General features: G+C 40.3%; 12 protein-coding genes. 8 read left to right on the top strand and 4 right to left on the bottom strand.

What is annotated here, in order from left to right; genetic code table 11:
- The first annotated feature begins 454 nt into the window (after positions 1-454).
- From AAEY57_RS13145 to AAEY57_RS13125, 5 genes are all read left to right on the top strand, one after another.
- A complete protein-coding gene (locus tag AAEY57_RS13145; RefSeq protein ID WP_335674707.1) occupies positions 455-1,495 on the top strand; it encodes a Leu/Phe/Val dehydrogenase in 1,041 nt (346 codons plus the stop codon).
- Between the two features lie 151 nt (positions 1,496-1,646).
- Positions 1,647-2,309, top strand: coding sequence for a CatA-like O-acetyltransferase (locus tag AAEY57_RS13140; RefSeq protein ID WP_248532085.1), 663 nt, complete (start codon positions 1,647-1,649; stop codon positions 2,307-2,309).
- 110 nt (positions 2,310-2,419) lie between these two features.
- Positions 2,420-5,302, top strand: a complete 2,883-nt coding sequence (locus tag AAEY57_RS13135) for a two-component regulator propeller domain-containing protein (RefSeq protein ID WP_335674705.1) — start codon at positions 2,420-2,422, stop codon at positions 5,300-5,302.
- Positions 5,303-5,396: 94 nt separating this feature from the next.
- The gene (locus AAEY57_RS13130) at positions 5,397-6,221 is read left to right on the top strand and encodes a M90 family metallopeptidase (RefSeq protein ID WP_024602980.1); all 825 of its coding nucleotides are present in this window, start codon (positions 5,397-5,399) and stop codon (positions 6,219-6,221) included.
- A 99-nt stretch (positions 6,222-6,320) separates the two neighbouring features.
- Complete coding sequence (locus AAEY57_RS13125; protein WP_350608043.1) at positions 6,321-9,494, top strand: amidohydrolase family protein; 3,174 nt, start codon at positions 6,321-6,323, stop codon at positions 9,492-9,494.
- Positions 9,495-9,557: 63 nt separating this feature from the next.
- Here the strand turns inward: AAEY57_RS13125 and AAEY57_RS13120 are convergent, their stop codons facing one another.
- Positions 9,558-10,133: a TetR/AcrR family transcriptional regulator gene (locus tag AAEY57_RS13120; protein ID WP_033104386.1), complete on the bottom strand. Its 576-nt coding sequence runs from the start codon at positions 10,131-10,133 to the stop codon at positions 9,558-9,560.
- Positions 10,134-10,234: 101 nt separating this feature from the next.
- Between AAEY57_RS13120 and AAEY57_RS13115 the strand changes: the two genes are divergently transcribed.
- Complete coding sequence (locus AAEY57_RS13115) at positions 10,235-10,711, top strand: HPP family protein (RefSeq protein ID WP_036954337.1); 477 nt, start codon at positions 10,235-10,237, stop codon at positions 10,709-10,711.
- Between the two features lie 32 nt (positions 10,712-10,743).
- On the opposite strand, the gene AAEY57_RS13110 is transcribed toward AAEY57_RS13115, so the two are convergent.
- Complete coding sequence (locus AAEY57_RS13110; protein WP_008114254.1) at positions 10,744-11,106, bottom strand: hypothetical protein; 363 nt, start codon at positions 11,104-11,106, stop codon at positions 10,744-10,746.
- A 150-nt stretch (positions 11,107-11,256) separates the two neighbouring features.
- On the opposite strand from AAEY57_RS13110, the gene AAEY57_RS13105 reads away from it, so the two are divergent.
- Positions 11,257-12,009: a Nif3-like dinuclear metal center hexameric protein gene (locus AAEY57_RS13105; protein ID WP_036954340.1), complete on the top strand. Its 753-nt coding sequence runs from the start codon at positions 11,257-11,259 to the stop codon at positions 12,007-12,009.
- Between the two features lie 343 nt (positions 12,010-12,352).
- Entirely contained in the window at positions 12,353-12,922 is a 570-nt protein-coding gene (locus AAEY57_RS13100) for a DedA family protein (protein WP_036954344.1), read from the top strand.
- A 129-nt stretch (positions 12,923-13,051) separates the two neighbouring features.
- On the opposite strand, the gene AAEY57_RS13095 is transcribed toward AAEY57_RS13100, so the two are convergent.
- Complete coding sequence (locus tag AAEY57_RS13095; RefSeq protein ID WP_036954413.1) at positions 13,052-13,816, bottom strand: YdcF family protein; 765 nt, start codon at positions 13,814-13,816, stop codon at positions 13,052-13,054.
- Between the two features lie 54 nt (positions 13,817-13,870).
- Positions 13,871-14,758, bottom strand: coding sequence for a LysR family transcriptional regulator (locus AAEY57_RS13090; protein ID WP_008114241.1), 888 nt, complete (start codon positions 14,756-14,758; stop codon positions 13,871-13,873).
- Between the last annotated feature and the right edge of the window lie 599 nt (positions 14,759-15,357).

Here is a 15,357-nt window from a genome sequence, read left to right as displayed (position 1 = left end):
TAACTCTGGAGTAAACAACGCCCCCTTTTAGGGGGCTAATTCAAAGCCACCTTCTTTAGAAGGTGGATCTTTTACTTACTTTTACATTTGCAAAGACTTATACACCTCAGACCAGTTTATGCTGCGTAGGCAATGAGCGTATAAGCCACTGTATTTTAAGCTGTAGTATACTTTTTTAGGGTGTATGGTTAAGTTTACAAATAACTGCAAGGTGACGTTCACGTAAGCGTAAGCTTTAATTGCGATGGTGTTTTTAGCTTTTATACTTAATCAAATGGTTATTTTTGGAATTTTTATGCTTACTTTTAACGATAAGTCATTTTATTTTTCACTTTGACGCGCTTTATTTGGTTTATCTACTCATAGTGTGGCGAACCATTAACTGAAGTGATAAAGTCTCGACAATTTGTAGCGTGCTTGCCCAAAAGGGCCCATTATTTTCGGAGTATCTAAAGTGGTTGTATTTAATCAAGTTGAATTTGATAACCATGAACAAGTGGTTTTTTGTTCAGACAAAGCGTCTGGTTTGAAGGCGATTATTGCGGTACATAACACAAACTTAGGCCCTGCGGTAGGCGGTTGTAGAATGTGGGATTATGCTAACGATGAAGACGCAGTATATGATGTGCTGCGTTTATCAAAAGGGATGACCTATAAAAATGCCGTAGCACGCTTGCCATTTGGTGGTGGTAAATCGGTTATTATTGGTAATGCCAAAGAAATCAAATCAGAGCAGTTATTTCGCGCATTTGGTCGCCAGTTAGAGCGACTAAATGGTAGCTACTACTCAGCAGAAGATGTAAACATTACCTGTGATGATGTGGCGTTAATGAACAAAGAAACAAATTACGTGTTAGGCCTTGAAGGAAAAAGTGGTAACCCTTCGCCGTTTACAGCCTATGGTACGTTTTTAGGTATGAAAGCAGCGCTTAACCATCAACGCGGTATTCAAGACTTTTCTGGTATTAAAGTTGCGGTGCAAGGTTTAGGTGCAGTAGCTTATGGATTATGTAAACATTTGTCTGAAGCTGGTGCTGAGTTATTTGTTACCGATATTAATCATGTTGCAGTAGAACGTGTAGTAAATGATTTTGGCGCAACCGCAGTTGGTATTGATGAAATATACGACCTAGATGTGGATGTTTATGCACCCTGTGCATTAGGTGCCACTATTAATGACACAACAATCCCACGCTTAAAAGCAACGATAGTAGCAGGTTGTGCAAACAATCAACTTGCTGAATCACGCCATGGTGAAATTTTACGTGAAAAAGGTATTTTATATGCGCCTGATTATGTAATAAATGCAGGTGGTATTATTAACGTTTATTACGAAACTGCACCAGAGGGTTACAGTAAAGAGGCTTCTAATAAACACGTAGAAAGAATTTACGATACACTTAGTGAAATTTTTACCCGTAGTGAAAAAGAGCAAAAATCAACGCATTTAATTGCCGATGAACTGGCACAAGAAATTATTGAAAACGGACTTTAAGTTTCCACTCGGTTTAAAATAGGAGCGAAATACGCTCCTTTTTTACACCTTATGTAAGACTTTGGTATAACTACACCCAAAGCGTCATTTTAGTTAATGCGAATATAGATAAAGCACGGTAAAATTTAGTTTTACACTTTATCTATATTTTATGTCCTCTACTGATTTTTCTATTACCCCTCTTGATTTTGAGCAATGGCCTCGAAAGCAACACTTTGAGTTATTTCAGCAGTTCACTCAGCCTTATTTTAATGTGTGCGTACAACTGAATGCGGAAAAGTTATATATCGCCTGTAAACAAGCTAATATTGCTTTTTTTCATGGTTATATTTATTGCTTATTAAAAGTTTGTCATAAGTATGAGCCGATGATGCTGCGCATTATTAACCAAAAACCTTGTTACTTAAGTGCTACGCGGGCAAGTGTAGTCGAGCTTGCCGATGACGAGTCGTTTCGCTTTAGTTATTTTAAATTATACGAGTCGTTAAATGAATTTGCCCGTGAGGCGAAAGCTATTAGCAATGCCACAAAATTAAACCCACTGTTTTCTGATGCGTTTGCAGCAACTGAAGGGCAAGCAGATTTAATTCATGTTTCTGTATTACCTTGGTTAAACTTTAGCAGCTTTTCACATGCATTTACCCACGGTCAAAGTAATGGTATTCCTAAATTTGTGTTTGGCCAATACAATACTGAGACAGGTAAAATGCCGCTCGCTATTGATGTTCATCATGCGTTGTTGGATGGGCTTCATGTCGCTAAATTTATAAAGCAATTGCAGTATACATTTAATAATTTAAGTAATAATAATTAATTAAAAAGTTGTAAGTTTTATGTTATTATTTACCAGCAGTGCTTTTAACTTAAATTGTCGCTCTAAACTTACCCAAATATAAAAATTAATAATTATAAAGGCAATATCTGATGAATCGCTTAGTGATTTTATGTATTTTATTGGTGATTTTTTCTGTTGACGCACAACAGCAGACTCGTTTGCCGTTACGTGATTATTTTTTTGAAACCTGGAATACACGTACGGGTCTTCCTCACAATAGCATTAATAGCCTTGCACAAACACAAGATGGGTATCTATGGGTGGGTACTTGGGAAGGACTTGCCCGCTTCAATGGCCAAGAGTTTAAGTTATTTACTCGCTCTGAAATTACTGACTTGCCTGACTCAGGCGTACGTGCGCTAACCCCTACATCTGATGGCGGTTTACTTATTGCAGGAGCGCGCGGCGGTATTAGCCTATATCAACATCGCCAATGGGACACGCAACCACCTGCCCAAGCGATGGTTAATCATATATTTAAAAGTAAAAATGATAACTTGTGGCTAGCGCTTGAGAATGATGGTGTGTTTTATCGTTCAGCTAGCAGCACTCAAGACATCCCAATAATACAAAATGTCAGTGCGTATCGAATCATTGAAGACCCCAAGGGGGTTATATGGGCGGCGACCAGTGATGGCCTGTATAAAATAGTCAACTACAAACCCACTTTGATGACGCCACAACAGGGGGTTCCAGATGCTCCCGTATATACCTTATTAATCACCCGTGAAGGTCGACTCATTATAGGAAGTGAAAGAGGGGCACGAATCCTTAATGGTGGGCTATTTGAATCGCCTCACCCACAACTCGAGGCGGAATCTATTTCCAGTTTGTTAGAAGATGATCATGGGGATCTGTGGTTTGGCACCATTAATAAAGGTGTTTTTAGGCTTAGCGTCGATGGTTTAGAGCAATTAGATGCTAAAAATGCTTTACCCGCTAACCGTATTCTTTCTTTGTTACAAGACAGAGAAAATAGTATTTGGGTAGGCACCAATGCTGGTGTATTTAGGTTAAGAGAAGCGCCGTTTTCATCGTGGGGCAAAAAGCGAGGCTTATCTAGCGATTATGTGCGTACGGTATTGTCACATTCTGATGGCAGTTTATGGATAGGCGGAAGCACGGGTTTAGATCGGCTGCACAATAATCAGATCAGCCATATTAAAGGCACTAAACAAGGCTCGCCATATTCAATACTAAGCTTACTAGAGCAAAACCAAGGTGATGTCTGGGTAGGCACATACACCTCGGGTGTTTTAAAAGTGGTTAATAACGAACTCGTACCTTATTTAAACCGTGATAATGGCTTAGGTAGTAATGAAGTAAGATCTTTACTTTTTGATTCAAAAAATCGCTTATGGATAGGCTCGGCCATGGGGCTGACACGCGTTAATACCGATGGTAGCTTAAACCAATTTACTAATGAAAAAGAGCTGCCGAGTGGGTTTATTTTAGCCTTGAGTGAAGACAACTCAGCTAATATTTGGGTAGGAACCGGTAATGGGGTCGTGGTTTATGACACTCAAACTGACGTGTTTAATCCTGTTGAGTTTCCTGCTGAATTTGCCGCCCAATATGCGTTTGGCTTTTACATTGATGATAAATACACGTGGATGGCTACCGATCGTGGCTTAGTCCGTTATCAGCATTCAAACGCAAAGATGACTATTTTAGGGCGTGAATTAGGTTTACCCGTTGATAAGCTTTTTCAAATTGTGCCGTTTAAAGACTCACTTTGGCTATCAAGTAACCGTGGCATTATTGAAGTCAATTATAAGCAGGTAAATGAGCTGCTTGATTCAAAATCTAACAATAGAGGTACGCTCGCCTTTCAATTATACGATGAGGCTGATGGCATGCACAGTGCACAAGCAAATGGCGGTTCAACCCCCTCTGCAACCGCTCATTCAGATGGCACAATTTGGTTTGCTACCGCAAAAGGGGTGAGTACAGTAAAACTGGAACGCTTAAAAGAAGCCACTAAAATAGCGTTACCAACGATTGTTGAAAGCTTTTCTGTTGATGGTAAACCAACGTCCTTACCTATAGACGGTGAAACTATTATTTTACCACCAGGGGTGACGCGCTTGTCATTTCAATACGCGGGACTGAGCTTTATTATGCCGCAGCGATTAAACTTTCAAACAAAATTGGAAGGCTTTAATAACGAATGGATCAACCGTCAACACATAGCGACTGCTGAATACACTAACTTACCTGCGGGCAAGTATTCTTTTGCTGTACGTGCAGCCTATCCAAATACTGATTGGCAACAAAATCACAAAGTCGTTAACTTTGAAATTCAATCGCATTTTTGGCAAAAAACAAGCTTTAAGTTGTTTATGTTTTTTCTTTTTGTGGTGGTGATATATAGCGCTTATCGCTACCGCTTATATCGTTATAAACAAGTTGAAAAGGAATTAACCAGCCGAGTGGTGAAGCAAACGCAAGCACTGCAAGAGCAAGCCAGTGCCTTTGCCTATCAAGCCACACACGATCAGCTTACCGATTTACCGAATCGCCGCGCATTTGATGGCTGGCTGGCGGATAACTTTTCAGACTTTAAAGCATGTAATAAATCACTTGCTATCGCTATTATGGATATTGATCACTTTAAACGGATTAACGATGGTTGGTCACACCTCATAGGTGATCAGGTTATATGTGAAGTCGCCAATATTCTTAAAGCGCACTGCGAAGGTGAGCAAGAGGTAGCTCGCTGGGGCGGCGAAGAGTTTACTTTTGTGTTTCCTGATACGAGTGCAGTGCAAGCACAAGAAATGTGCGAGAGGTTACGTAAATGTATTGAAAATAAAAACTTTTCAAATATCGCAGAAGGCCTCAGCGTAACCGTGAGCTTTGGTGTTTCTGACTCAGATAACGTCGATGATTACGATCGGTTATTATCATATGCTGACCAAGCTTTGTATAAAGCTAAAAACAATGGCCGAAATCGAACTGAAGTGGTGTGATTGAAAAACAGCCTCACTGCACCCATTACTATTTTAATAATACGGGCGCAGTATTTTGGCGTTAAAGCTAAATGGTTTGATTTAGGACGACCCAATGATAAATGGGCTATTAATTTTTGTTTTAATTGTATTTATTATAATGTTTTGGCGCTGGCCTGATATTCAAAATGCCGTTTGGCACCGTAAATACAGTGATTTATTGTTAAGTGAGCAACAACACACATTGTTACTGCGTGCTATGCCCATATACAACAAAATGACCGATGCAGAGCGAGCCAAGTTAGCATCCCATATTGTGTGGTTTTTAAATGAAAAGCGTTTTGTTGGCTGCGATGGGTTGCAACTAACGGAGGCAATGAAACTCATTATTGCCGCCGATGCCTGCTTGCTGGTGCTTAACAAGCCTTGGCCTTTGTATAAAAACGTAAAAGAAATTTTACTCTACCCCAGCGCGTATTACGCGCCCCAATCAAGCCGCGATAACGCAGGCCTTGTCAGTTTTCATAATACAGTAAGGCAAGGTGAATCGTGGCCGGGGGGAACATTGGTGCTTAGCTGGCATGATGTGCTTGAGGGCAACCGCTTACCCAGTGATGGGCATAACTTAGTGTTTCATGAATTTGCACATCAACTTGATCAAGAAACCGGTAAAACCACCGGCACGCCACTACTTGCATCACAGGCAAAATACCAACAATGGGAGCGAGTATTTAGTCGAGCGTTTTCGCAGTTAAAAACACATGTTGCTTATAGTATGCCGCATGTAATACATAGCTATGGAGCCACCAATGAGGCTGAGTTTTTTGCGGTGATCACCGAAACATTCTTAGAGAAACCTGTCGATTTACGCCGTGAAGACCCTGAAATTTACCATTTGCTAGTGGATTTTTATCAATTTGATCCTATTGTTTGGCACTGATTTTATGCACTTCATCCTATTACGCTGGTAACTTGCTGGCGTTTTTGTTGCAATCATGTAATAGATCAACACACAGCAACAATAATAAGTGAGATAAGCATGAAAAAAATGCTGCAAACAGCACTCGCGTTATCGGTTTCATTGGCATTAGGCCACGCACACGCAGAGCAAACGGATGAAAAAAAATGGCAAGTTGATTCACCTAAAGGGCAATTTGTTGATGCATCTATTAGTGTAGAGCAAGGCACATGGATGAATGTCGATATAAGTCCTGACGGAGAAACCTTAGTATTTGATTTACTGGGCGATATTTACACCATGCCAATGAGTGGTGGTAAAGCGACTAAAATAACCTCAGACATTGCATGGCAAATGCAGCCGCGCTTTAGCCCAGATGGCAAGCACATTGCTTTTACATCAGATCAAGGCGGTGGTGACAATATTTGGATAATGGATGTTAACGGCGAAAACCAAATCGCCGTCACTGACGAAACATTTAGATTACTCAATAGCCCTGCGTGGAGCCCTGATGGCGATTATTTAGTTGCACGTAAGCATTTTACCGCCAGTCGCTCGCTAGGCGCAGGTGAGGTCTGGCTTTATCACAAAGCCGGCGGTAAAGGGGTGCAACTGACTAAACGTGAAAACGATCAAAAAGATTTAGGTGAACCCATGTTTTCACCGGATGGTCGGTATGTTTATTTTTCGCATGATGCAACCCCGGGTAAAACTTTTCATTATTCAAAAGACTCTGTTGCCGGTATTTATAAAATTAAGCGTTATGACCGTGAAACAGGCGACATAGAAACCATTATAAGTGGCATGGGCGGGGCAATAAGACCGACGCCGTCGCCAGATGGTAAAAAACTAGCGTACATAAAGCGTGATGACTTTCAAACCAGCCTGTACTTATATGATTTAACCAGTGGTGAGCATACTAAGCTATACGACAAGCTAGAGCGCGATATGCAAGAAACGTGGGCGATTCATGGTGTATATCCGACTATTGCGTGGACCCCAGATAACGAAGAGCTGGTATTTTGGGCTGGTGGCACCCTTCATAAACTCAATGTCGATGATAAATCAGTTAGCGATATTGCATTTAAAGTAGACACCACGAAAAAAATTCAAAAAGCAGTGCGTTTTACTCAAAATATCGACACTGATGAGTTTGATGTAAAAATGCTGCGTAATGTGCAAATTAGCCCTGATGGTGAAACCGCACTTTTTGAAGCGCTTGGTTATATTTACAAGCGCGATTTAGAATCAGGAAAAATAAAGCGCTTAACTAAGCAAACCGATCATTATGAGTTATTCCCGCAGTATTCTCGTGATGGCAAAAACATTGTCTACACCACGTGGGATGATAACGAACAAGGCACCGTGCGTGTCGTCTCTGCACGTAGTGGTCGTGGCGACACTATTACACAAGAGCCGGGAAAATACGTAGAGCCAACATTTAGTCCAGATGGCAAAACCGTGGTGTATCGTAAAGCCAGCGGCGGCAGCATTTTAAACCCTAAGTGGTCACTGCATCCTGGGGTATACAGTGTTAGTGCTAAAGGCGGAAAAAGTGAGCTCATTTCTAAAAGTGGCTATCAACCTCAGTTTGGCAGTGCCAACGATCGTGTTTATATTATGAGCCCATGGCCTAAGCCGACATTAAGTGTGGTAGAGCTTGAAAGTAAAAAAGTACGTAAACTGTATGAGTCAGAGCACGCCACTGAATTTAGAGTCTCTCCAGATGGTGAGTATTTAGCTTTTGCTGAGCGCTTTAAAGTATTTGTTACTCCATTTGTAGAGCGCGGCAAAACGATAAATATTGGGCCCAAAGACAGTCAATTTCCAATTGAGCAGCTATCTGTACGCGCCGGTGAAAACATTAGCTGGAGTGCCAATAGCAATAAACTGTATTGGACACTGGGGCCTGAGCTTTACCATGCCAGTTTAGAGGGTATGTTTGCGATTAATAAAGCGGATGATAAAGACGTTAAAGTAAAAAGCGGTACTAACATAGGCTTTAGTAAAAAAATGGCTGAACCGCAGGGCATGATTGCATTAACTGGCGCTAAAATTATTACCATGGAGGGTGAAAAGGTCATTGAAAATGGCGTTATTGTTACCGATGGCAAACATATCAAAGCTATTGGTACTGCTGCCGGTGTGAGCATTCCTAAGGGGGCAAAGGTCATTGATGTAACAGGTAAAACAATTATGCCTGGCATTGTAGATGCCCATGCTCATGGCTCACAAGCCAGTGATGAAATTATCCCGCAGCAGAACTGGAAAAACTTAGCAGGTCTTGCGCTGGGTGTTACTACTATTCACGACCCATCAAACGACACCACTGAAATATTTACCGCGAGTGAAATGCAAAAAGCGGGGATGATCGTTGGTCCGCGTATTTTCTCTACCGGTACTATCTTATACGGCGCGAATATGCCTGGGTATACCTCGCATATTGATTCATTAGATGATGCTAAATTTCATTTAGAGCGCCTTAAAAAAGTGGGTGCGTTTAGTGTTAAATCTTATAACCAACCGCGCAGAGAGCAGCGTCAGCAAGTTATAGAAGCAGGGCGAATGCTTGAAATGATGGTAGTCCCTGAAGGGGGGTCATTATTACAACATAACTTGAGTATGGTAGTCGATGGCCATACAGGCATTGAGCATTCAATTCCTGTTGAACATATTTATGACGATATTAAGCAGCTATGGTCACAAAGTGATGTAGGTTACACACCTACATTGGTAGTTGCCTATGGCGGTATTTGGGGTGAAAACTACTGGTATGATAAAACGGACGTATGGAATCATCCACGTTTAAGTAAATTTGTGCCTAAAAACCAATTATTACCGCGCTCAATGCGCCGAGTTAAAGCACCCGATCATCACTATAATCACTTTAACAATGCTCGCGTAGCGGCTGAGTTACAAGATTTAGGTGTACTTGTTAATTTGGGGGCGCATGGTCAACGTGAGGGGTTAGGTGCGCATTGGGAAATGTGGATGTTTGCCCAAGGCGGCATGACGCCACTGGAAGCAATTAGAGCATCTACACTCGATCCGGCAAAATATTTAGGCCTAGATAAAAATGTGGGTTCATTAGAGGTCGGTAAACTGGCAGATTTAATGGTTATTGATGGCGACCCACTGAAAAACATTCGTGATTCAGACAAAATTGATTACACCATGATCAACGGCCGTTTGTTCGACGCAGCCACCATGAACGAAGTAGGCAAAAAACAGAGTGAACCATTATTTTTTGAATAATGCAGCCATTTTTTAGTCAATAAGCGGCTATTTAGCCGCTTTTTTAATACTGTATTTACCTATTTAACCAACCGCTACTATCGCTTTTAAAATATTATCACTAGGTGGAGTCACTGTTACATCATGCATCACCCTCGCTCTACATATATAACCTTCCTTTAAAATAAGTAAGTGTTGCGTGGCTTCAATTGCTTTTTCTCTATTGTGAGCAAATTCAGGTGTTTCTAAAAGAGCTGATAGTATGATCTCAAAGTTCGCTTGCTTGTGCTGTTTGCAAAGTTTGGCAATAGGGTCGTTCTCTACAGGGTACTCAGCTGCAGTATTAATAAAAAAACAGCCATTAAAACACCCTAACTCTGAAACCTCATTATTAATCCACTTTTTCAGTCCGGCAAAAATTGCCTGTGCGACTAACATAGCACTTGGTTGTATACATATTTTTTTAAGCCAAGCGTTAAAGCAGATGTCACGTGAGACTAAACAAGCACAAATAAGCGCGTCTTTGCTTTCAAAGTGCTTATATAAGGTTTTTTTTGCAATGCCCGATACAGCTAAAATTTCATTAATACCAACAGCGTGTATACCCTTTTTATAAAAAAGACTCAGTGCCGTACTGATTATTTGTTGTTGTTTATCCATGATATTCCAAATTTGAGCAGTAAAAACACAGCTTGACATAGGTAGACCGACTTGTCTACATTACAGGTGTAGACAAGTCGGTCTACTTTTGAGGAGGTAATATGCATAGTGAGCAAATAAAGTCGGCATTAATCGCAGGTGTTTTTTCTACTTTTGTTTTGGGGTTTTTGGCGTGGCTAAATTATATGGGTGATTACGGTATTTGGTTAATGGCGCCATTCGGCGCAACAGCTGTACTTGTTTTTGGCGTACCGCAGAGCCCGTTAGCTATGCCAAAAAACGTAATAGGGGGGTATATGCTGACCGCAATGATTGGGGTTGTTTTTAGCTATTATAGTGCTGATAGTGCGATTATGATTGGGCTGGCTGTGGGTATTGCTATAACATTAATGATAATCACAAAAACTATTCACCCTGCTGCCGGCGCAAACCCTATCTTAATTATTGAGTCTGGCCAAAGTTGGGATTTTTTAATAATGCCAGTACTGGCAGGAACTGTATTTATAGTTTTGTCTGGCTTTGTTGCGAGGTGGTTTATTCAATACTTGATGGATAATAAATATAAAAAAACCGCTTAACGCGGTTTCTTTTATACAAAGCACTCAGCTGATCAAACAACACCGCGAGGTAGGCGGCAATCGTGATCTTTGCGAGCAAGCTCAACTATCCAAAGCTCTTCTGCTGTGTAGCCTTCTTCGTTTTGTGTGATCACGGTGAAAGGCGCTTTTTTCTGTGCTTTTACAGGAGCAGCTTTTTTAGTTTTTTTAGCAGGTGCTTTTACTGCAGCTTTTTTTGTAGACTTACCAGAGCTTAATTCTTTAGTCAGCTCTGCTACATCAGCTAGGCGCATGTTCTTGCCGCCATCAATGCTATACCAGCCAGGTTTAGTTGTTATTTCAGGTTTTTTACCGTTGGCAGCTTCATATGCAGCTTCAAAGGCAGATAACACTTCTGTTTTGTCTAGTTTGCTCATCAGAGACCCTATACGTTGTTTACACAGATAAAGAGGAGGTATTTATACCTATTTTAGAACTGTTTTTCAATTTTTTGCGATTTTCCTTTCATTTTTAGCGCATAACCGCCAAAATTTGTACAAAATTCAGTGCAAAGTAAGGTAAGTAGTATGCAACGTAGAGAATTTAATCAATTATTAAACACCCTGTTAAAGCCAGAAACCATTAACGATTTTTGTCCAAACGGGCTTCAGGTAGAAGGTAAAGATGAGATACGCACTATAGTAACGGGTGTAACGGCAAGCCAAGCACTTATTGATGCCGCGATTGAAAATAATGCCGATGCCATTTTGGTACACCATGGCTATTTTTGGAAAGGCGAGTCACAACCTATCACTGGCATGAAAAAACGTCGTGTGGCTGCGCTTTTAGCTAAAGACATCAATTTATTTGCCTATCATTTGCCGTTAGATATTCACCCTGAAATGGGTAATAACGCACAGCTGGCGCAATTGCTCGATATTGAAATTGAAGCAGGCCTTGAGCCAACTAACAACAGTGTAGCGATGAAAGGGCGTTTAAAAACACCGTTAACGGGCAGTGAATTTGCTAAAAAAATAAGCCAAGTGCTTAAGCGCGAGCCACTAACGAGTTTAGTACGTACTGATAAAATTGAAACCATCGCTTTGTGTACAGGTGGCGGGCAAGGGTATATCGACTTAGCAGCCGAGCAAGGTATTGATGCTTACTTAACTGGTGAGGCATCAGAGCAAACCATTCACAGCTCACGCGAGCAAAATATCGACTTTTTTGCCGCAGGCCATCACGCCACCGAGCGCTACGGTATAAAAGCATTAGGCGAATATCTTGCTAAGCAACATGGCTTTGACGTGACATTTATTGACATAGACAATCCTGTGTAAACACCTAGCTTAAAAGTAATTTTATAAATAACCTACTTGTAACGTATTTCGGGTAGGTTATTTAAAATATAGCGTTCTAAATAGCTAATTTAGCAAACTATGGTAAGTCAGTATGTTGATTTTTTATATACCCGCATACCCTTTTATCCTTTTTGTGAGTTAATTATTTTTGGTTTATGCATCCCAAAAATTTAATAAACGTAATAGATATAAACCTACGCTTAAAATCATAATTACATCCATTCTTATATTGCAAAAAACACAGATCTTTCGCTGTACTTACCTCGTTTAAATTACAATGTTACTTTGCTTGCTACTAAGGTAGTTACTTTAAAGGAATGAAATGGAAGGGGTATTAGCTTTAATTGAGCAGTACGGGTTGTTGGTTTATCTGTTACTTTTTGGTTATTGTGCGTTAAAAAGTGGATGGCTACCTTTGTTCGCAGGCTATGCTGCACATACTGGCGCACTAGATGTTGGTTTTGTTGCTTTGGCTGCTTTTATGGGTGGCTACTTGGGCGATGAATTACGTTTTGCTCTAGCAAGAGCGTATGGCGCGGCATGGATTGAAAAACCAGGCCGCCTTGGTCGATTATTTAAAACAGCCAGTCAGCTTGCTGAACGCCATGGCACAGCCTACATTTTTCTATATCGTTATCCTAAAGGATTACGCACGATTGGTGCCCTTCCCGTAGGGCTTACAGCAATTAGTTGGCGCCGTTTTAGTGTGTTAAATGGATGCTCTACACTGCTATGGGTTATTGTTTTAGTCGGTGGAGGCTACATTTTCGGTGCTACTTTTGATGCTTTAGGTGTTGAGAATTTAACAGCACTAAGTCTGCTATTTCTTTGCGTATTTTTAGTGACACTGTACCGGCTTTGGAATAAAACAGCTGAGGTTAAAACCCTCTAAGAATAACAAAACACCCAACGCTACTATAAACGAATATTCAGTTTTATTTTTTCATAACCCCCTGTGTAAAACGCAAATAATTGCGGTTTTTTAGGGGGAATTTATGCAGCGTAATAAGCGTTAACTTAATTAAAGTGCTTCAGGGTTAATTGTACGGCGTACATTTATCCACGCATTGCCAATAACTTCATGAGCATACTGGGTGACTACTAGTAGTGCTTTTGCATTGGGTATGAGTTGTTTATACCAAGGGAAAGCGGCAAAGTTGTGGTAGTCGGTTGCGGCAGGGATAACGTTAATGCCTTGCGCATTAAATAAATTTTTTGCTCTGGGCATATGGCTTACTGAGGTGACTAAAGCGACCTTGTAATCAACGAGTTTTGAGGCTAAAAGTTTTGCCTCTTGGGCGGTATCCATTGCGTTTGGATTTTGCACAATACGATTTTTATTAATACCTAAGCTAATTGCGGTTTTATACATTAACGCGCTGTTGGTGACTTTTTCATACCCCCCACCTGAAACAATCAGTTGCGCATGGGGGTAAATGTTAGCAAGTCTTATTCCTTCCACCAAACGGGTTAACGCACAATTACCTAACTGACTGTTAGCACTCAATGCAGGGTTGGGGTTTATGTCACAGCCAAGCACCACAATTTTATCTATATTGGGGTGTTTAAGATAATTAAATGCTAATGAGGTTGGTTGGCTATTTTTAATCAGTAAGTTGGCCACCAAAGGGGTGCTGGCAATAAGCAGGGTTGCTAGGCTCATTAAAGATATAGCGATTGCGACTTTTCGTTGTTTGAGCGCAAAAATGAGTAATATTAGGCTTACTAAGCCCAACAAAGGTAACGGCATGAGCAAGCCGCCCAGTATTTTTTTTAGTTCAAACATAGTGAGCAACATGATTAAGTATATTTATTAGCATGTTACTCATAAGTTTAAGATTTATCGACCGTTATTTAATTTACAGGTGTTTAAAAAGTGACGATAAACTGGATTGTCTTTCATGTCTTTTTTCATCGCTAAGTACATTGGACGCGTTAAACCAAGCGCGCCCAGTGGAATTGACTTAATTAACCCTTGGCTTTCATAAGGGGTTACTAACCAATCGGGTAAGGCGGCCACACCCATACCTGCACTGACTAATTGAAATATAAGTAAACCTTGATCAACCGTTTTTAGGGTGCCGTCAAAACGCGCATTTTGGATGAAATGCTTAAATATATCTTGGCGCTCACGCGGAATAGGGTAAGAAATAATAGTTTCGCTTTTCAAATCAAGCGCAGTTACATAGGCTTTTTTCGCTAAGTCGTGATCTGGTGCCACAATCAGTTTCAGCTTAAAGTCAAACAAATGGGCGTATTCAAGTTTGTCAGGGTCGCGAATATCTGATGTAAGCACGAGATCTAATTCATCATTTAATAAGTCTGGGATAGCGTCGTAACTAAAGCCACGCTCGTAATCAATTTTTATATCAGGCCAAAAGTTATTAAATTCTTTGATAGTAGGCAATAACCAATGAAAACAGGCGTGACATTCAACGCTTAAACGCAGCTGCGAAATAGGCTGGTTTAGGCTTTCTTTGAGTCGGCACTTGGTGGCTTCTAATTTAGGTAATATTTCGTGTGCTAATTCAAGTAATAACATACCTTGAGGTGTAAATCGGACTGGCTGAGTTTTACGCTCAAACAACTGGCAGTCTAATTTGTTTTCTAAATCTTTGATTTGATGTGATAAAGCTGACTGAGTTAAAAATAGTTCGCGGGCTGTATTGACGAGAGAACCCGTTTCTTTAAGGGTAGCAATTGTTTTTAAGTGTTTAATGTCAATCATCTTTAATAAATCTCATGGATATGGTGAGTATAGCTCAGATTCATTACATACTACGCCTTTACAAAAACCGTTTCAACGTCTGGATGGCTATAAAATTGCACTTTAGTGTGTTTTTTACTGCGAACATTAAGTTTTTTAACTTTGTTGAGTCAAACAGTGTTTAGTTTTTTATTTATTGTTGAATTTGTCTCATGTTTGTTTGAGTTTTTTATTAATGATTATTGTTCTGGTAACAGATAACTTTATTGTCATGTAACTCTCTAAAATAAGTAGGTTATAGCGCGACATTAATATTTAGATGTTTCATAGCGAGGTTAAAATGCGAATTAAAATTTACGGCGAAGGGTTTGGCAGGCAAAAGCTCAGTAAACGCAACTGAGGTGTAAAGGATACACGATTGAAAAAAGCAGCGAATGCAAGGATTGAATGATTAGGGGCTACTCATTGGCATACATTAATACCAACTCGTATACGCCTTTAAATAATGTAATGTATTAAAGCATTCGCTAACGGGGTTAAAGATTTTTATTAAGAACAATGTGGCACAAACTAATTATAAGGTTTTCTACTGGTTAAATAGACCCTTACTTAAGTAAGCA

The organism is Pseudoalteromonas sp. MER144-MNA-CIBAN-0113 (assembly GCF_040308965.1).
In the GTDB taxonomy this organism is placed as follows: domain Bacteria; phylum Pseudomonadota; class Gammaproteobacteria; order Enterobacterales; family Alteromonadaceae; genus Pseudoalteromonas; species Pseudoalteromonas tetraodonis.
Note: the sequence above shows the minus strand (reverse complement) of the source record. Positions and strands in the feature narration are given on the sequence as shown.

Bases quoted from the DNA above. Each gene is read 5' to 3' on its own strand.
- AAEY57_RS13140 (WP_248532085.1), top strand. From the start codon at position 1,647: ATGTCCTCTACTGATTTTTCTATTACCCCTCTTGATTTTGAGCAATGG.
- AAEY57_RS13135 (WP_335674705.1), top strand. From the start codon at position 2,420: ATGAATCGCTTAGTGATTTTATGTATTTTATTGGTGATTTTTTCTGTT.
- AAEY57_RS13130 (WP_024602980.1), top strand. From the start codon at position 5,397: ATGATAAATGGGCTATTAATTTTTGTTTTAATTGTATTTATTATAATG.
- AAEY57_RS13125 (WP_350608043.1), top strand. From the start codon at position 6,321: ATGAAAAAAATGCTGCAAACAGCACTCGCGTTATCGGTTTCATTGGCA.
- AAEY57_RS13120 (WP_033104386.1), bottom strand. From the start codon at position 10,133: ATGGATAAACAACAACAAATAATCAGTACGGCACTGAGTCTTTTTTAT.
- AAEY57_RS13115 (WP_036954337.1), top strand. From the start codon at position 10,235: ATGCATAGTGAGCAAATAAAGTCGGCATTAATCGCAGGTGTTTTTTCT.
- AAEY57_RS13110 (WP_008114254.1), bottom strand. From the start codon at position 11,106: ATGAGCAAACTAGACAAAACAGAAGTGTTATCTGCCTTTGAAGCTGCA.
- AAEY57_RS13105 (WP_036954340.1), top strand. From the start codon at position 11,257: ATGCAACGTAGAGAATTTAATCAATTATTAAACACCCTGTTAAAGCCA.
- AAEY57_RS13100 (WP_036954344.1), top strand. From the start codon at position 12,353: ATGGAAGGGGTATTAGCTTTAATTGAGCAGTACGGGTTGTTGGTTTAT.
- AAEY57_RS13095 (WP_036954413.1), bottom strand. From the start codon at position 13,816: ATGTTTGAACTAAAAAAAATACTGGGCGGCTTGCTCATGCCGTTACCT.
- AAEY57_RS13090 (WP_008114241.1), bottom strand. From the start codon at position 14,758: ATGATTGACATTAAACACTTAAAAACAATTGCTACCCTTAAAGAAACG.